Source organism: Streptomyces sp. NPDC099050, from assembly GCF_044759865.1.
Lineage (GTDB): Bacteria > Actinomycetota > Actinomycetes > Streptomycetales > Streptomycetaceae > Streptomyces.
The window spans coordinates 287062-304625 of sequence record NZ_JBIWAE010000001.1 but is presented as its reverse complement, the minus strand read 5'-3'; the positions used below and the strand labels follow the sequence as shown (position 1 = coordinate 304625).

The following is a 17564-nucleotide window of genomic DNA, read 5'->3' as shown; positions in this document are numbered from 1 at the left end:
CGGAGAACCGCCATGAGCACCTCTTCCTCCCACCGGCTCACCTCCTCCCCCAACCGCTTCGACCACGCCCTCTCCCCGGACCAGCGCGACAGCCTGCTGGCCCTCGCCCACGAGGCGGACTTCCCCGCCGGCGCGCGCATGTTCAACCAAGGCGGGCACACCGGCCACTTCTGGGTCGTCCGGTCGGGGAACGTCGGCATGGACGTGCACGTACCCGGCAGGCAGGCGGCGGTGGTCGAGACGGTCGGTCCCGGCGAGCTCGTCGGGTGGTCCTGGCTGTTCCCTCCCCACACCTGGCACTTCGGCGCCGAGGCCATGACGCCGGTGCGCACGGACGAGTTCGACGCCGCCGCCGTGCGCGAGCTGATGGACTCCGATCCCGCGCTCACCTCCGCGATGTGGCAATGGGTGGGCCAGGTGCTCGCCCACCGGCTCGTCTCCGCCCGGATCCGGCTCCTCGACCTGTACGCACCCCACGGCAGCGGAAGCCGCATCTGAGACAATCGACCCGAGACGTATCCCGACCCGAGGGTGTGGCGTGGATGTCCGATGCACCAGCTGCCGCCCCGGCGCCCATCCGGGTGTTCCTCCTCGACGACCACGAGATCCTCCGGCGCGGACTGCACGACCTGCTGGGCTCCGAGCCGGACATCGAGGTGGTGGGCGAGGCGGGCACGGCCGCACAGGCCCTGGCCCGCGGGCCCGCCCTACGGCCCGACGTAGCCGTACTCGACGTCCGGCTGCCCGACAGCGACGGCATCAGCGTCTGCCGCGAGCTGCGCTCGCGCATGCCGGACCTCGCCTGCCTCATGCTGACGTCCTTCGACGACGAGGACGCCCTGCTCGACGCCATCATGGCGGGCGCGGCCGGGTACGTACTGAAGCAGATCAAGGGCTCGGACCTGGTCGCCGCCATTCGGACGGTGGCGACGGGCCAGTCGATGCTCGACCCCGCGACGACGGCCCGTCTGATGAGTTCGCTCCGGGATCCGACCGCCGGGAAGCCGCCCGGGGACGAGCGGCTGACGGTGCTCTCCGAGCGCGAGCGAGCCGTACTCGAACTGATCGGCGAGGGCCTCACCAACCATCAGATCGGAAAACGGCTCTTCCTGTCCGAGAAGACGGTCAAGAACCACATCTCCCGGCTCCTCGCCAAGCTGGGCGTCGAACGCCGCGTACAGGCCGCCGTCATCGCCGCCGAGGTCCGCGAGCACGATGAAACCGGCCGCTGAGGCCCGCACTCATTGAGTAGGTTTAATCGGGATCCGCCAGCCCAGACGGGTTCCGACACCGGCCGGGCGCGGTGAGACGGACAGCCCTCCCCCGCGGGCCTCAGCGCGCTCCGCGAGGTTGCGCAGACCACTCCGACGGCCACCGTCCGCGACACCCACACCGTCGTCACTCAGCTTGACGTCCGGGTACTCATGCGCCCAGCCGGCGGCCGTCTCGGTCAGCATGCGGCGCTGGGCCCCCACAGCTGCCGTCTCGTTCTGGAACGAGAAGACGGGCGGCTGCCACACCGAGATCGCGTGCAGCTCGCAGCCCCGCAGGCTGGCCTCCTGGAAGGCCAAAGCCATGGCCGTCTTCGACGACTCGCTGCCGTCGACTCCGACGACAAGATGAGGCGGGCTCTGGGCGATGCCCTCGGAACCTTCCACCACGACGACCGGGCAGTGAGCCTGGGCGGTGACGGGCAACACGACGGAGCAGCCGCTGAAGATCTCCTCGGGCCGGGTCAGGTGCCGGGAACCGAGGACGACCATGCGTGCGTGTCTGGACGTCCCGCAGAGCACCGGTGCCGGGTAGCCGTCGCGCAGGACGGTTGCCAGTTCCGTCCCGGGGTGGCGCTCACGCGCCCAGACCGCGGCCTCTTCGAGGGCCTCCGAGCTGGCCTGGCGTAAGGCATTGTGCTGCGCGGTGTCGTCGACGACGTGCTCGGTGTCGTGGGGCGAGGGCACGGCCAGGACGAGACGGAGTCGTACATTGCTGCGGTGTGCCTCGTCGGCAGCCCAGGCCAGGGGCAGGAGCCACCCTCCGGCGGGATCGATCCCCACCGCGATGTCCCGTCCTTCCGTGCCCGTCATGACGCGCCGCTCCCCTGCTCCTCGTCATGCCGCGGAATGAGCTCCACGGGGCAGTGCGAGTGGTGCAGAAGACTGTGTGTCGTACGTCCCAGGGTGGGCCCGAAGTACCCGGGCGATCGCCGTCCTCCCATGACGAGCAGGTCCGCATGGCGCGATGCCTCGACCAGGACCGAAGCCACCGAGACGCTCTTCTCCGCGTCGGTGTTCACCGCCAACGCCGGAAACTCCTCGCGGACGCGGTCGGCGACGGACTTCAGACCGCGGACATGACGGCCGGCGAACTCATCGACGTCATCGAGCATGGTGACGGCGGTTCCGGCGTACTGGAGTACGTTCCACACCGTCAGCAGGCGCAGCGTTGCTTTGCGCAGCTCTGCTTCGCGGGCGGCGCGTCGCGCGCATTCGAGGTCGTACTCGTCCCGAACCGCGGCCAGCACCACGCCGCTCTCGGCAAGGTCCTCGCCGCCGCGCACCACGATGACGGGGGTCGTAGCGGCTGCCGCGATCCTCAGACCGACCGAACCCAGCATCAGCGACTCGAATCCGCCCAGCCCGCGGTGACCGACCACAGTGGTGCTGTGCTTCGCCCCCACTCGGTGCAGACCGGAGACGGGGTCCCGGCGGCTGTACTCCGTGGTGACGTGGAGGCTCGGGAACCGCTCCGAGACCGTAGCGGCTGTGAGCTCCAACAGGTCACGGCCCTCTGTGTGGACGCGTTCGATGATCTCCGCCGACAGGTAGAAGACCCCGTCGGCGGTGTCGGCCGCGTAGAAGATGTGAAGGGTGCTGTTACGTCGGGCCGCCTCGTCGGCAGCCCAGAATGCCGCTGTCAGCGCGGTGTTCGATCCGTCGACACCGACGACGACCGAGCCGAGGTCCGGACGGTGCTGGGTGGAGCCTTCCATGGCTTCCTCCTCTGTCGAACAGCGTCGGGGGTGCCTTCACACTGCCACCCGGGCCCGCGCGAGGAATGGGCCGCAAGGGTCGGGCAAGGGACCGAAGGTCCCTTGCCCGCCACGCACCGCCTCACCGGCCGCGCACCGCAGGGACCGGTCAGGCCTGACAGAGGACCCGTTCGGCCCTCGCACCGCGGGCGGACGCGGCGGATGGTGACTGGTGAGGGCGCTCCGCACGACGCGCTCGCTGACTGAAGCCGACAGGAGGGCCACAGATGAAGCACGCCAAGGTCGGCTTCCTGATGACCGACGAGGTCGTCTCGGTCCTCGGGAGGACTCCGTCCGCGGACGTGGCCGCGCTGCTCGTCGAACACGACATCAGCGGAATGCCCGTCCTGGACGCGGACGAGCGTGTCCTCGGGGTCATCTCGCGGACCGATCTACTCGTCCAAGACCACCTCACCGCTCAAGACTTGATGACCGCGCCGGCCGTCACCATCCATGCCGAACAGACCGTCACCGAGGCCGCCCGCCTCATCACCCGACGCGGGGTGACACGGCTGCCGGTCGTCGACGAGGAGGACCGGCTGGTCGGCATCGTGACCCGACGGGACCTGCTCCGGGTGTTTCTGCGCCCCGACCACGAGATACACCGGGTGCTGGTCGAGGACGTGCTGGCGGACACGATGGGCATCGATGCCGATGCCGTGAGCGTGCGCGTCGTGGACGGGGTCGTCACCTTGGACGGCCGACTGTCCAAGAGCAGCCAGATTCCCGTCGCGCTCCGGCTCGCCGGACAGTTGGACGGCGTGGTCGCGGTCATCAACCGGCTCACGGCCCACTCCCACGACACCCACACCCGCACCGCTCCGCCGGACCGCGGCACCGAAGACGCTCCCCGCTGATGCGAGATGTGGACCGTTCGGCCCCTGCCCGCCCCACCCGCGCCGCGCGAGCATGGAAGACAGGCAAGCTGTCCGCACCCGGTCACACCCGTGCGGCGCCCTGCAGACGGACCCGGGCCATCCCCCTTGCTCCGCCACCGCACTTCGTGAGGAGCACCTTCATGGAAGTCCTGATCTTCGCCCTGATCGCCCTGGCCGTGGTCGCCCTGATAGGGCTGACGATGGCCCTGAAGATCGTCAAGCAGTACGAGCAGGGCGTGCTGTTCCGCTTCGGCCGGCTCATCGGGACCCGCGAGCCCGGCCTGCGGGTGATCGTGCCGTTCGCGGACGTCCTGCACCGGGTGTCCCTGCGGATCGTCACCATGCCCATCCAGTCCCAGGGCATCATCACCCGGGACAACGTGAGCGTCGACGTCTCCGCGGTCGCCTACTTCCGCGTCGCCGACGCCACCAAGTCGGTCATCGCGATCGAGAACGTGGGCGCGGCCATCAACCAGATCGCCCAGACCACCCTGCGCAAGGTCGTCGGCCAGCACACCCTCGACGAGACCCTCTCGGAGACCGACCGCATCAACCTCGGTATCCGCGAGATCCTCGATGTCACCACCGCCGAATGGGGCGTGGAGGTCACCCTGGTCGAACTGAAGGACATCCAGCTGCCCGACAGCATGAAGCGCGCGATGGCCCGCCAGGCCGAGGCCGAACGGGAGAAGAGGGCCAAGATCATCAACGCCGAGGGCGAATCGCTGGCCGCCACCGCACTCGGCGACGCCTCCGACACCATGATGGCCCACCCCCTCGCCCTGCAACTGCGCAACCTGCAGAGCCTCGTGGAGATCGGCGTCGACAAGAACACCACCGTGGTCTTCCCCGCACCGCTCATGAGCACCATCGGCGAACTCGGCGCCTTCCTCGCCCGCGAAACCGCGGCCGCGACCCTCCAGACACCGCGCACGCCGGAGATCACCACGCCGCTCCCCAACCCGTCCCCGCCGAACGGAGCGCGAGCGGTCAAGACCATGTGACCGAAAGTCGGCGCCGCCGTGCGGAGGACGTTCTCCGTACGGCGGCGCCGACTGGTGTGCTGGCCGACTGCTGTGCTGTGGGGCGCGTTCAGTGAGTCACCGCGAGTTCGGCGCCGATCCGACGGGCCCAGGCGCGGATCCGCTCAGGATCGCGGAAGTCCCCGGCCCGGCCCTGGCGCACCAGGATCCGTGCGAGCAGACCGGGGGTCGTGTCCGTGATGCTGCCACCGAACGTAACGTGCTCGCGGGCGCCGAGACTCTCCATCGCCCGAGCCGCGTCCCGTACGGGTGTCAGGTTCCGCTGCTCGGCAGAACTGTCCACCGGACCACTGCTGAACAGCCACACCGGGCGGTGGCGCAGGTGCTCGCCGTTTCGTTCGACGCAGCGCCGCGCCCTGTTGTTCCAGCGGCCGGCGTACAGCGAACCGCCCAGGACCACCCCGTCGTAACCGCGGACGTCCTCCACGTCCTGGGCAGGCGCGACGACCACCTCGAAGCCGTCGTCGCGCAGTGACCTGCCGATCTCCTCCGCGATGCCGGCGGTCGCGCCGTGCTTGCTGCCGTAGGCGACCAGTACCCGCTGTGCGTTCATGGGCCCGCCTCCTTCCTGTCTTCTCAGTACGGCAGGACGCGCCCCGACGGCGTGCACAGGTCGAGGGGCGGGGGGCGGTGCGGCCGTGGCCGGGGTACCAGGATCTGGATCCGAGGCATGGTGGATCACCTCTTCGGGAGCAGGACGCGGAACAGGTCCGCACCCCAGAATCGCCCGGTACGACGATCGCTTGTCAGGGCCGGCAGGGACAGAAGAGGGGGCCGACCGGCCCCAGCGTCAGCACCGGGGCCTTCACGTCTTCTGGACGCGCGACGGATTCGACAGGGCCAGGTCGTCGTGGCGCGGCCCGCCCAGCACGACCTTCAGCGCGCCCGTCTCACCGGCACGGGAGAACACCTCGTACGCCTCTTCCATCTGTCCCAGTTCGAAACGATGGGTGATCAGCGACGAGGTCGGCAACCGGCCGGCCGCCAGCATGCGCAGCAGCATCGGCGTGGAGGAGGTGTCCACGAGCCCGGTGGTGATGGTGACGTCCTTGATCCACAGGTCTTCGAGGTGCAGGGTCGCGGGCTTGCCGTGGACGCCGATGTTCGCGACCCGGCCGCCCGGGCGGACCATGCGGGTGCACATCTCGAAGGTCTCCGGCACGCCGACGGCCTCCATGACGACATCCGCGCCGAGACCGTCGGTCAGGTCACCCACGAGCATTTCCGGTTCCTCGGCGGCGTTCACGACCGCGTCCGCCCCCACCTCGCGCGCCGCCGCCAGCCGTGACGGCGCCAGATCGACGGCGATGACGCGGGCCGGCGAGTACAACCGTGCCGTGGCGATGGCCGCGAGTCCTACGGGGCCGGCGCCGACCACGACGACGGTGTCCCCGGGCCGCACGCTGCCGTTCAGCACTCCCACCTCGTAGGCGGTGGGGAAGATGTCCGCGAGCAGGACGGCGTCGGCGCTGTCGACCGTGCTCGGCAGCGGGTGCACGGAAAGGTCGGCAAACGGCACCCGGACGTATTCGGCCTGGGTGCCGTCGATGGTGTGGCCGAGCACCCAGCCACCACCCCCGCGGCATTGCCCGTAGCGGCTCTCACGGCAGAACCGGCACCGGCCGCACGAGGAAATGCACGAGACCAGGACCCGATCGCCGGGCCGCACCGAACGGACGTCACCGCCGCACTCCACCACCGTGCCCACGGCCTCGTGCCCGAGCACCCGGCCGGCAACCACCTCCGGCAGATCACCCTTGACGATGTGCAGATCCGTACCGCAGATGGTCAAGGCATCGACGCGCACGATCACGTCGGACGGATCCTTGATCGCCGGATCCGGCACCTCCTGCCACGCGGTGCGCCCCGGTCCCTGGAAAACGAGTGCCTTCATGACGCCACCTCTCCATGTCTCCCGTGCTCCGTTCGGCAAAGGTCACTTCATGCTGTCCCCGCCGCTCGGTTCCCGGACAGGGCCGGACGGTCCCGAACACGGGCCTGACAGGCCCGTCCGGCCTTGCCGTGGACGTGTGATGGTGGATGGCGGGGTCTCCTTCACCGGAGGACGGCCGCCGTTCTCCGGGGCAACGCGGGGAACCTTTCACCTGCTCATCGAGGACTACGCCATGACCTCCAGTCCGCATCTCGTCCGTGACGTGATGACGAGAATCGTCGTCAGCGTCACGCCCCTCGCCGAATTCAAGGAGATCGTCGCCGTCATGAACCAGTGGCGAGTGACGGCGGTACCGGTCATCGAGAGCGAGGACGCGAGGAGGGTCATCGGTGTGGTCTCGGAAGCCGACCTGCTTCCGAAAGAGGAGTTCCGCGATCACGACCCCGGTCTCATCGAGCAGATGCGGCGGCTCGGTGACACATTGAAGGCTGGCTCGACCCTGGCCAAGGACCTGATGACGACCCCCGCCGTCACCGTTCGGCCCGACACCACCCTGGCCCAGGCGGCGCGGCTCATGGCGGAGCGGCACATCAAACGACTGCTGGTCGTCGACCCGGCCGGCACCCTCCAGGGCATCGTCAGCCGCGCCGATCTACTCAAGGGTGTTCCTGCGCCCGGACAGTGAACTCGCGGACGAGATACGGCGCGAGGTGGTCGGCCGGCCGTTCCCCCTCGCACAGCACAGGGTGCGGGTCGACGTCCACCACGGCGTGGTCACCCCCTCCGGCGGCATCCTCGACGCCTCGCTCATCCCGGTGGCAGCACGTCTCGCACGCGCCGTGGAAGGCGTGGTCGACGTCAACTGCGCGCTGACCACGTCGGTCGCGCGGACGGCCGGAGCGTAGAGCCTCCGCCTCAACGGAAACACCTGGTCAGAACCCCTTTTGATCTCCGCGCCGGAGTAAGATGGAGGTACCGGGAGTATTTCGCGCATCGGATGCAACTCAGGTGTCATTTCCGGCGATCAATACGCCGGACCGTCGAACTGCGGGCGGCCCGGGGACAGGTCTCCACCATGACCGTCATCCTGGAACGCAGCACACCTGCCGCGTCACCCACTGCCGCGCCTCCTCGGGCCGCTCGCCTCGTATTCGCGCCCAAGACCGCCCTGGCCGGGCAGCTGGACGGCGCCTGGTGGCCCCGCTCCCGTGACCTCGAAGCCGAACTCCCCGTTCTCGTAGCCGCCTTGGCCGAGCCATGGGGGCGCATCACCCGCGTCACCGTGAACCCCACCCGATGGCCCGTCATCCCGCACAAGGTCCCCGTCGCCGGACACGCCGTGCACGTAGGCTGGTTCACCGAACAGGATCCCGACAAGCTGATCCTGCTCTCCTACACCGTCGGCCGCTGGGACCTCCTCGTCGTCCCGCCCCAGACCGCACCCGCCGCCGCGGCCCGCCTGATGGCCGCCGCCGCCGTCCCCGGCAGCGTCCTGACCGCCCGCGCACTGATCGCCGCCGAAGCCGTCATCAGCCGAAGGCCCGACCTCCGGAACCGCGAAGACGCCTGGGAGAGCGAAGGCGGGGCGCGCGCATCCGACATCGGCTCCCTCGCCAGGCTGCCGGTCGGACCACTGTCCGCCGGCGCCTGGTGGTGAGCCTCGTCCGCAGGATGCCGCCGTAGCGGCAGGAGGCGAAGCGTCGAGGCCTCGGGCGCCGCCGGCGGTCGGGAGGCGGAGGTGGCCGATCCGCGGACGCTGACGGAGCTTGGGGCACCGACGGCACGCGCGGCGCCGAGGCATCCGGGGGAACGCCGGGGCAGTGATCATCGAGTACTGAGGCCGGGCGTCGGTGCGCCTCCCTCAGGCCGGCGCGGCGGCAACGTCGGCGTTCTGCTCAGGTCCTCCCCCGTACCGGAGGTTTTCAGGACTAGCCTTCGCATCATGCTGAGCATTGCCGACACCCGGACCGGCCGGTGCCAAATTCGAGACGTTCGCCTTCCTCTACCGGATCCTCGGGCTCGACCTCGCGCGGGAGGTGGGGCACCAACACCCTGCGACGCCATGACGCCAGGCAACTCCCGGCGCCTGGTCGTCCTGCGGCACGCCAAGCCCGCCTGGCCGCCGGTGGCCGACCACGAACGGCCGCTCGCCCCGCGCGGCCCCCGCGACGCCCCGACAGTCGGCCTCTGGCTGCGCGAGGCCGGCTGTGTTCCCGACCCCGTCGGAGCTGGTGCTGATGCTCGCCGGTGAGGCCGACGGCTACGCACTGGAGCCGGCCGGTACGAAGTTCCCGACGTCCGCGATCGCCGTTCTGCGCGTGCCAGGGCCCTGGGAGTCCCTCGAACCGGGTGCCGTCCGGCTGACCGAGATGGTCGTACCCCGCGCTGACGAAGCGGGGTCAGCCGCGTTCTTCCTCATCGGCCTCCATGCGCCGGATTCCCCCGTGGTTGCCTTCGATGACTTCATATCAGGATGCGCAGAACCTGTTCGCGGTATGCCTTGCGCTCGCGCAATGCCGCCATGGCCAAGTCCCCCTCGCCGATCCCGGCCTACCCCTGGAGGCGACCTGCGACCGGCTCCTGGCCACACTGCGTCACCCTGATGCCGCCGCCGGCGCCCTCGTCATCGCCCAGGTCCGACCCCACCCGCCCGCAGACGAGGCGCGTGCAATGACGGGTTCAACGTGACGAGCCGTGCCCGGTCATGCCGGGTTGGGCCGATCAGGTGTGCAGGCGGCTGTTGGGGCCGTCCTGGTCGCCCGCGCTCTCGTCGTTGAACCAGTAATCCCCGGCGGCCAGGTACCGGAAGGAATGCGTGCCCTTGCTCGGCAGCTCGACCGTGACGGCCCGCCTCCCGTCTTTGCGGGGCCGCAGGGTGTGGGCACCGGGCTGCCAGTCGTTGAAGTCGCCCACCACGCTGACGGGGCCGGGTGGGGTGTCGGCGGGCAGGACGAAGGTGACCTCCGTGCGGTTCTTGCGCAGCGTGCGCTCCAGCATGGTGCGGGCTCCTTACAGCGGGTGGGGTGGGGATCGTGCCCATCCTCGGACCTGAAGGGACGGCCCGCCTTCCGACCCCGCCACATCGAGGGACGGGCGTCACCCGTGTGCCTCGCTTCGCAGTCGACCTGATGCAGACCGTCACGCTGCGTGTCAGCGTGATCCGAGAGGAATCCGTACCCCACGCATCAAGAGGAGTCGCCGTCATGGGCGGTACGCAGGACAAGCATCAGGAGCCGGGCAAGGGCCGCGAACCGCAGGAGCACCGTCGCCCCGGAGACCCTGCGCAGCCCCAGCCGGGCAAGCCGTCCCGCGAGCAGGGACAGAAGCCGGTCCAGAAGCCGGGCAAGGAAGAGGCTACGCGTCGTCGCGAGGACGACCTGCTGCGCGAAGAGGACCTGCACGACGAGACGCTCTGACCAGAGCACCACTCGTCCCCGCACGCAGAGCCCGGCCGGTCCACAGACACCCCGGCCGGGCTCCGTCACGTCGCGCCCGATGCCGTCCCTGACGCCCGCAGCTCCACACGACGCCGACGCCACGGCAGGCCCGCGCCGTCCGGAAAGCCACCCGCGGAGGGCGGATCTCCCCTGGAATGTGCGACATCGCACTGACCGGCATCACCGCCGCCGTCCGTCGGAGTCATCGCCAGCCTCGGCCTGCACTTCGCTTTCCACCCCTTCTTCAAGGAGGGGACGAGACTGGCTGGGGCCCCCTGCACCACCTCGTCCATGACCTGGCGAGCATCCGCCCGAGCGCGCTGGCCATCGCGGCGGCAGCCCTGCTGATGATCTTCAGGCTACGGTGGAGCGTCCTGCGCGCCCTCGACGTCTGCGCCGCGCTGGGCCCCGGAAGCGCGGCCGTCCAAGCCTTGTGATGACAGTGGCGTCACCTCTTCCGCGCAGCCCTCACCCCTGTCGAGGGGGATGGTGGACAGATGCTCTGACGTGCGAGTTCCCGGCAGCGATAGCTTGGAGCTGTCAGCCCTTCGATCACGGAGAAGTCCTGGTGGCTGCCTACCCGTGCACCGGCCGGGTCGCTAGAGCCATTTGTTTCGGCGTAGCGCGCGGTAGATGACGGTGCACACGACCGCCATGAAGGCCCAGACCGCGGGGTAGCCGTACGGTGATTTGAGTTCGGGCATGTGCTCGAAGTTCATGCCGTAGACGCCGACGATCATGGTGGGGACGGCGATGAGTGCGGCCCAGGCGCTGATCCGGCGCATGTCGGCGTTCTGCTGGACGCCGAGCTGGGCGATGCTCGCGCTGAGCATGCCGGAGACGAGTTCGTCGAAGGACAGGATCTGTTCGCTGACCCGCTGGTGGTGGTCGGCCACGTCCCGGAAGTACGTGGCGACCTTCGACGGGATCCCGGGGACCGCGCCTTCACTGAGGCGCTGCAGGGCGCCGGCGAGCGGCATCACGGCTCGCTTGAATTCGAGGAGCTCGCGCTTGAGCTGGTAGATCCGCCCGGCGTCGACCGGACGGTCGGGGGAGAAGACCTCGGCTTCGAGGGAGTCGACGTCGCCGGCGAAGGCGTCCGCGACCTCGACGTAGCGGTCGACGACCATGTCCGCCACGGCGTGCAGGACGGCCGCGGGTCCGCAGCCCAGCTGCTGCGGATCCTCCTGGAGCCGGCGGCGCACGTCGTCGAGCGGCGGTGCGCTGCCGTGGCGGACGGTGATCGCGAAGCCGGGACCGGCGAAGACCATGATCTCGCCGGTGTCGACGATCTCGCTGGTCGCGGTGACCTTCTCGTGGTCGACGTAGACGATCGTCTTCAGCACGAGGAACAGCATGTCGCCGTAGCGTTCCAGCTTGGGCCGCTGGTGGGCGTGGACGGCGTCCTCCACCGCGAGGGGGTGCAGACCGAAGGCCTCGGCGACCTCCTGGAGCTGCTCCCCGGTGGGCTCGTACAGGCCGATCCACGCGAACCGGCCCTCCTGCGGGTCTATGCGCTTCATGACCGAGTCCAGGCTCACCTGGCCGGGGATGCGGTGCCCGTCCTCGTAGAGCGCGCAGTCCACCACCGCAGACGGCAGGCCCGCACCGCCCTCGCCACCCCGCTCCGCCACCATGCGCTGCCTCTTGTTTCCTTGTCCGATACGTAGGGATGCAACCTACCCGCGACCAGCAGGTGATCACCCGCGCCCCTGACCGCGGCTGGTGCCATCGGGGTGACGGCCCCTTGTCCCCCGCCTGACGCCGTCGCGCTGCTGCCCGCCCCGCCGGGCGCAGGGGTCTGGGATCGGTGAGTGCTGCGGGGAGAAGTCCAGGGCGTTCTTGCGGCGGGTATACCCTGCTCGATGGCCTATGTCCCGCGTACCGAAAGGCAGGTGAGTTCCCCGATGTGTGGTGAACCTCCCAGTCGTGCGCCGCGGGACGCTGCCGTGCCCGGCTCGTAGCCGGCTCTGCAGGCGGCGTCTGCGGCGTGCCCTTTGCGCATCCCCAACGCCTTCTACTTCCCGCCTGCGGAAGGACCCCCTGCCCGTGTCCGAGCGTCGCCTGCGCGCCCTGCGCGCGTTCACCAAGCCCGCCAAGCGCCCCGCCGAGCCCCGCCCCGATGCAGGGCAGCCCGCGCCGACCGTGTCGGCCGGCCAGCAGCCACCGCGCGGGAACAGCGTGGTCACGGCCGCGATCTACCACGACGGAGTCCGCACCAGCACCCATGACTCCCTCGCCGAGACCTTCGGCAAGCTCCGCGAGGCGGAAGGGGGCATGGCATGGATCGGCCTGCACCGGCCGACCGAGGCCGAGCTGCTGTCCGTCGCCGAGGAGTTCGACCTGCACCCCCTCGCCGTTGAGGACGCGCTGGAAGCCCACCAGCGGCCCAAGCTGGAACGCTACGGCGACACCCTCTTCGTCGTGCTCCGCGCCGCCCGCTACCTCGACGCCGCGGAAGAGGTCGACTTCGGCGAACTGCACATCTTCGTCGGACCCGACTTCGTCATCACCGTCCGCCACGGCGCCGCCCCCGACCTGGCAGCGGTCCGGCACCGGATGGAAAGCAGCCCGGATCTCCTCAAGCGCGGCCCCGAAGCCGTCCTGTACGCGATCCTCGACGCGGTCGTCGACGGCTACGCCCCCGTCGTGGCCGGCGTGGAGAACGACGTCGACGAGATCGAAACCGAGGTCTTCAGCGGAGACCCGAAGGTCTCCCGCCGCATCTACGAGCTTTCCCGGGAAGTGGTCGAGTTCGCCCGCGCGACCCGACCCCTGACCCGGATCCTCGAAGGGCTCTCGGCCGGCTTCGAGAAGTACGGCATCGACGAGGAACTCCGCCGCTATCTGCGCGACGTCGCCGACCACGCCACCCACGTGACCGAACGCGTCGACGGCTTCCGCCTCGCGCTCCAGGACATCCTCGCCGTCAACGCAACGCTGGTCAGCCAGCAGCAGAACGAGGAGATGAAGCAGCTGGCCCAAGCCGGCCACGCACAGAACGAGGAGATCAAAAAGATCTCCTCCTGGGCAGCCATCCTCTTCGCCCCGACCCTGGTCGGCACCATCTACGGCATGAACTTCGAGACCATGCCCGAACTCGGCTGGGTCCTCGGCTACCCCTTCGCCGTCGCCCTGATGGCCATCGTCTGCCTCAGCCTGTACGTGATCTTCAAGCGCCGCGACTGGCTCTGAGCCGCAGCCGGTAGGTCGACCGTCGGCCCGCCCGTTCCGAAAGTGATGGCGCGACGGTTCGCCTGATCGGATCTGCCAACGCAACAAGACCGACGACGGCGCGCCCTCGGGAACAAGTCGAGGCATCCGGCTCATGAAAGCTCCGTCGAAGCTGGCGCCCGGAGATGGTCGCGGGGGCCAACACGGGGCGGTAATGACGCGCGGCTCCCCTCCGGTCACCGCGGCGCGTCGGTCAACGCCCAGCGCGAAAAGGGCCCGAGAGCCGGAACTCAGCTTGATTCTCCGCGCTTCCGCTTCGCCCCGCCTCGGCCCCAATCAGGTCGCGCTCAACGCAGCGTAACCAGCACCAAACCAGCACGGGACGGGTCGCGATGGGTGCTGACGTGGGGTTTCGGGTCAGCACCAAACCAGCACGGGAGTCAGCACCGCCTAGCCAAAAGGGGGCTAACTCTGTAATTCCGGCAGTGCCTCACGACCCCGTACCGGAGGGGTTGCAGGGCCGGCGCTCGGTCATGTGGTGCGCGGGCACACCAGTCGTGGCCCGATTGTGATGGCGGGCCACATATGCGGGTGACCTGCAGACTTCTACGTTGTGGCCACACCCGACGTCCCCGCAGACACCCTGGAAGTGGTGCACATGGCCTCCCCCGCAGCCGACCCGCAGGCTCCATCCGGAATCCGGCGCATCGTTGCCGCCAGTCTCATCGGGACCACCATCGAGTGGTACGACTTCTTCCTCTACGGGACCGCCGCCGCCCTGGTCTTCAACAAGCTGTTCTTCCCCACCGCGGATCCGCTCACGGGCACGCTGATCGCTTTCCTCACCTACGCCATCGGGTTCCTCGCCCGGCCGTTGGGCGGGGTCGTCTTCGGGCATTTCGGGGACAAGGTCGGGCGCAAGAAGCTGCTGGTGCTGAGTCTGCTGATGATGGGCGGGGCGACCTTCGCCATGGGGCTGCTGCCCACCCACGCGAGCATCGGAGTCGCAGCTCCGATCCTGCTGACCGTGCTGCGCCTGGTGCAGGGCTTCGCGCTGGGTGGCGAGTGGGGCGGGGCCGTGCTGATCGTGTCCGAGCACGGCGGGGCCGAGCACCGCGGGTTCTGGGCCTCCTGGCCGCAGTCCGGCGCGCCCGGGGGGAACCTGCTCGCGACGGGGGTGCTGGCGCTGCTCGCCGCCGTGCAGTCCGATGCGGCGTTCCTCGCCTGGGGATGGCGGATCCCGTTCCTGCTCTCCGGGGCCCTCGTGGTGGTCGGGCTGTGGATCCGCCTCTCCGTGTCCGAGTCGCCCGTCTTCCTCGCGGCGCAGGCCGCGGCCGCGGCCTCCGGGCGGGCCGAGGAGGAGAAGGCCCCCGTGGTCCAGGTGTTCCGCAAGGACTGGCGGCAGGTGCTGACCGCCATCGGCACCCGCTTCGGCGAGAACATCTCGTACTACGTCCTCACCTCCTTCCTCCTCGTCTACGTCACCACCCACCTCGGGCTCCCCAAGACCACCGCGCTCAACGCGCTCCTGATCGGCTCGGCCGTCCACTTCCTGACCATCCCGGTCTGGGGCGCGCTGTCGGACCGGATCGGTCGCCGGCCGGTGACGCTGATCGGTTCGGTCGGCATGGCGGTGTGGGCGTTCGCGTTCTTCGCGCTGGTGGACTCGAAGTCGTTCGCCGTCATCACCCTCGCCGTCACCGCCGGGCTGCTGCTGCACGGGGCCATGTACGGCCCGCAGGCCGCCTTCATCTCGGAGATGTTCGACACCAAGGTCCGCTACTCGGGAGCCTCCATGGGCTCCCAGCTCGCCTCGATCTTCGCGGGGGCCCTGGCCCCGATCATCGCGGTCGAGCTCCTGAAGGACTACGACTCCTCCGTTCCGGTCTCCGTCTACCTGTCCGGGGCCGCCCTCGTCACCACCCTCACCGTCCTGCTCGCCCGCGAGACCCGGGGCCGCGACCTGTCCGTCCCGAAGGCGGGGGCGGGGCCGGCGGGCGGGGGGTCAACGGCGCCGGCCGCGGGGAACGGGTACGCCGCCGCGGTCTCCGATTCCGCCTGATCCCGACCGACCCGCGGTCCGCCCGCCGTGACCGGTGCCTCGGGTCCGGCGGGCGGACCCGCTCGCCACCCCGGAGCGAAGGGCTGCCAGCATGGCCCCCGTGAACGATCCCACCGCGCCCGCGGCCGCGCTGCGGCAGCTCCTGGACCTGCTCGCCCAGGGCGCGCCCGTCGAGCACTTCGCGCGGCCCGGCGCGCAGGCCCGTACCGCCGGCGCCGGCGCCGCCGATCAGGCCCTCGTCGAGGAGGCCACCCGGGTCGCCCTCGACATCCGGCGCACGCTCGACCAGCACCGCAGGCGCGAGGCGGAACTCACCGCCCTGTTCGACACGGCCGGAGACCTCGCGGCCCTGCGTGATCTCGACGCGGTGCTCCGGGCCATCGTGCGACGGGCCCGGACCCTGCTCGGGACGGACTGCGCCTACCTCACCCTCAACGACCCCGTCGCGGGCGATACCTTCATGCGGGTCACCGACGGCTCCGTCTCCGCCGCCTTCCAGCAGTTGCGCCTCGGCATGGGCGAGGGCCTCGGCGGTCTCGTCGCGCAGACGGCCCGGCCGTACGCCAGCGCCGATTACCGCGCAGACGACCGTTTCCGGCACACCAGCACCATCGACGCCGGCGTGCGCGAGGAGGGGCTGCGGGGCATCCTCGGCGTGCCGCTGCGGGTCGCCTCGCGGGTGATCGGGGTGCTCTACGCGGCCGACCGGTCGGTGCGCGATTTCACCCCCGACGCGGTAGCGCTCCTCTCCTCGCTGGCCGACCACGCCGCCGTCGCCATCGACGGGGCGCGGCTGCTGGAGGAGACCCGTACGGCGCTGGTCGAGTTGAACGCCGCCACCGAGACCGCCCGGGCCCACAGCGAGGCCACGCGGCTGGCCACCGAGACCCACGACCGGCTCACCGATCTGGTCCTGCGCGGCGGGGACGTCACCGATGTGGCCCGGGAGGTGGCCGCGCTGCTGCGGGGCGGGCTGGTGGTGCACGATGCCGAGGGCGCCGAGCTGGCCCGGGTCGCCACCGAACCGATCCGCGCGCCCGCCCAGGGGGTGGCGGCCTCCCGCTCCGGCGGCCGGGCCGTACCGGTCGACGGGGTGTGGGTATGCGCCGTCCTGGCCGGGCACGAACTCCTGGGCAGCATCGCCCTGACGGGCCGGGCGGAGCTGTCGGACAGCGACCGACGGCTGTTCGAACGCACCGGCCTGGTCACCGCGCTCCTCCTGCTGCTGCGCCGCTCGGTGGCCCACACCGAGGACCGGGTGCGCGGCGAGCTCCTCAGCGACCTGCTGACCCCGCGGAGCCCGGGGCACACCCCCGACAGCGGCAGCCGGACGATCCGGGCCCGCAAGCTCGGCGTCGACCTCGCTCGCCCGCACTCCCTCCTGGTGCTCCACTGCGACGCGGCGCAGCGGCCCCGGCTGTCGACGGAGGCCGCGCGCCGCGCCCGCGCCCTCGACGGCCTGGCCGGGCTGCACGAGGGCCACGTGGTACTGCTCGCCCCGGCCGAGCGGCCCGGACACCTCGCGCGGTCCCTCGCGGCGGAGCTGGGGCAGGCGCTGGGCACGCCCGTCACCGTGGGCTCGGCCGGACCGGCCGGCGACCCGGGCGGGCTGCCGGGCGTGTACGCCGAGGCCGTGCGCTGCCTGCGAGCCCTGCACGCGCTGGGCCACTCCGGCCACGGGGCCGCCCTGCCCGACCTGGGCTTCGTCGGCCTGCTGCTCGGGGACCACGGTGACGTCGGCGGGTACGTCGACCAGGTACTCGGCCCCGTCATCGACTACGACGCCCAGCGCGGCACCGAGCTGGTCCGCACCCTCCAGGCGTACTACGTCCACGGGGCGAGCCTCTCCAAGGCCAAGGAGGCGCTGCACATCCACGTGAACACCGTCGTGCAACGCCTCGACCGGATCCGCCGCCTGCTGGGCGAGGACTGGAACACCCCCGCACGCGCCCTGGAACTCCAACTCGCCCTGCGCCTGCACCTCCTGGCACGCTCCGGCCCGCCGACGGACTGAGCCGCGCCACTCAGCCTCCCGACTCAGCCTCCCG

At 70.4% G+C, this 17564-nt stretch carries 15 protein-coding genes and 2 pseudogenes; 11 read left to right on the top strand and 6 right to left on the bottom strand.

Features of this window, described 5'->3' with window-relative positions; translation table 11 throughout:
• Positions 1–12 precede the first annotated feature (12 nt).
• Together ACIQV3_RS01385 and ACIQV3_RS01380 are read left to right on the top strand one after the other, a co-directional pair.
• Positions 13–498, top strand: coding sequence for a Crp/Fnr family transcriptional regulator (locus ACIQV3_RS01385; protein ID WP_403708548.1), 486 nt, complete (start codon positions 13–15; stop codon positions 496–498).
• A gap of 44 nt (positions 499–542) precedes the next feature.
• Positions 543–1232 carry a response regulator gene (locus ACIQV3_RS01380; protein ID WP_403708546.1) on the top strand — a complete coding sequence of 230 codons (690 nt, stop codon included), beginning with the start codon at positions 543–545 and terminating at the stop codon, positions 1230–1232.
• Positions 1233–1241: 9 nt separating this feature from the next.
• On the opposite strand, the gene ACIQV3_RS01375 is transcribed toward ACIQV3_RS01380, so the two are convergent.
• On the bottom strand, positions 1242–2084 hold the full coding sequence (locus tag ACIQV3_RS01375; protein ID WP_403708544.1) for a universal stress protein: 843 nt from the start codon (positions 2082–2084) through the stop codon (positions 1242–1244).
• The gene (locus tag ACIQV3_RS01370; protein ID WP_403708542.1) at positions 2081–2989 is read right to left on the bottom strand and encodes a universal stress protein; all 909 of its coding nucleotides are present in this window, start codon (positions 2987–2989) and stop codon (positions 2081–2083) included. The genes ACIQV3_RS01375 and ACIQV3_RS01370 overlap by 4 nt, the downstream gene beginning before the upstream one ends.
• A gap of 266 nt (positions 2990–3255) precedes the next feature.
• Here ACIQV3_RS01370 and ACIQV3_RS01365 point away from each other — a divergent pair, with 266 nt between their 5' ends.
• Positions 3256–3885 (top strand): CBS domain-containing protein, encoded by a 630-nt coding sequence (locus ACIQV3_RS01365; protein ID WP_403708540.1) that lies wholly within the window; start codon positions 3256–3258, stop codon positions 3883–3885.
• Positions 3886–4046: 161 nt separating this feature from the next.
• Positions 4047–4910, top strand: a complete 864-nt coding sequence (locus ACIQV3_RS01360) for a slipin family protein (protein ID WP_403708538.1) — start codon at positions 4047–4049, stop codon at positions 4908–4910.
• An 88-nt stretch (positions 4911–4998) separates the two neighbouring features.
• Here the strand turns inward: ACIQV3_RS01360 and ACIQV3_RS01355 are convergent, their stop codons facing one another.
• Complete coding sequence (locus tag ACIQV3_RS01355; RefSeq protein WP_403708536.1) at positions 4999–5502, bottom strand: flavodoxin domain-containing protein; 504 nt, start codon at positions 5500–5502, stop codon at positions 4999–5001.
• Positions 5503–5754: 252 nt separating this feature from the next.
• Positions 5755–6843 (bottom strand): alcohol dehydrogenase catalytic domain-containing protein, encoded by a 1089-nt coding sequence (locus ACIQV3_RS01350; protein WP_403708535.1) that lies wholly within the window; start codon positions 6841–6843, stop codon positions 5755–5757.
• A 232-nt stretch (positions 6844–7075) separates the two neighbouring features.
• Here ACIQV3_RS01350 and ACIQV3_RS01345 point away from each other — a divergent pair.
• The 3 genes and pseudogenes from ACIQV3_RS01345 to ACIQV3_RS01335 all read left to right on the top strand — a co-directional run.
• Positions 7076–7748, top strand: a pseudogene (locus ACIQV3_RS01345) (CBS domain-containing protein).
• 170 nt (positions 7749–7918) lie between these two features.
• Positions 7919–8500: a DUF5994 family protein gene (locus ACIQV3_RS01340; protein WP_403708533.1), complete on the top strand. Its 582-nt coding sequence runs from the start codon at positions 7919–7921 to the stop codon at positions 8498–8500.
• Between the two features lie 405 nt (positions 8501–8905).
• A pseudogene (locus ACIQV3_RS01335) lies at positions 8906–9227 on the top strand (histidine phosphatase family protein); the annotation flags it as partial.
• Positions 9228–9564: 337 nt separating this feature from the next.
• Here ACIQV3_RS01335 and ACIQV3_RS01330 read toward each other — a convergent pair.
• Positions 9565–9840, bottom strand: coding sequence for an isoamylase early set domain-containing protein (locus ACIQV3_RS01330; RefSeq protein WP_403708531.1), 276 nt, complete (start codon positions 9838–9840; stop codon positions 9565–9567).
• A gap of 206 nt (positions 9841–10046) precedes the next feature.
• On the opposite strand from ACIQV3_RS01330, the gene ACIQV3_RS01325 reads away from it, so the two are divergent.
• Positions 10047–10259, top strand: a complete 213-nt coding sequence (locus ACIQV3_RS01325) for a hypothetical protein (protein WP_403708529.1) — start codon at positions 10047–10049, stop codon at positions 10257–10259.
• A 620-nt stretch (positions 10260–10879) separates the two neighbouring features.
• Here ACIQV3_RS01325 and ACIQV3_RS01320 read toward each other — a convergent pair.
• On the bottom strand, positions 10880–11917 hold the full coding sequence (locus ACIQV3_RS01320) for a magnesium and cobalt transport protein CorA (RefSeq protein WP_403708527.1): 1038 nt from the start codon (positions 11915–11917) through the stop codon (positions 10880–10882).
• A gap of 412 nt (positions 11918–12329) precedes the next feature.
• Here ACIQV3_RS01320 and ACIQV3_RS01315 point away from each other — a divergent pair, with 412 nt between their 5' ends.
• From ACIQV3_RS01315 to ACIQV3_RS01305, 3 genes are all read left to right on the top strand, one after another.
• Positions 12330–13475, top strand: coding sequence for a magnesium and cobalt transport protein CorA (locus ACIQV3_RS01315; RefSeq protein ID WP_403708525.1), 1146 nt, complete (start codon positions 12330–12332; stop codon positions 13473–13475).
• Between the two features lie 637 nt (positions 13476–14112).
• Positions 14113–15516: an MFS transporter gene (locus ACIQV3_RS01310; protein WP_403709130.1), complete on the top strand. Its 1404-nt coding sequence runs from the start codon at positions 14113–14115 to the stop codon at positions 15514–15516.
• 91 nt (positions 15517–15607) lie between these two features.
• Positions 15608–17530 (top strand): helix-turn-helix domain-containing protein, encoded by a 1923-nt coding sequence (locus ACIQV3_RS01305; protein WP_403708523.1) that lies wholly within the window; start codon positions 15608–15610, stop codon positions 17528–17530.
• The last annotated feature ends 34 nt before the right edge of the window (positions 17531–17564 follow it).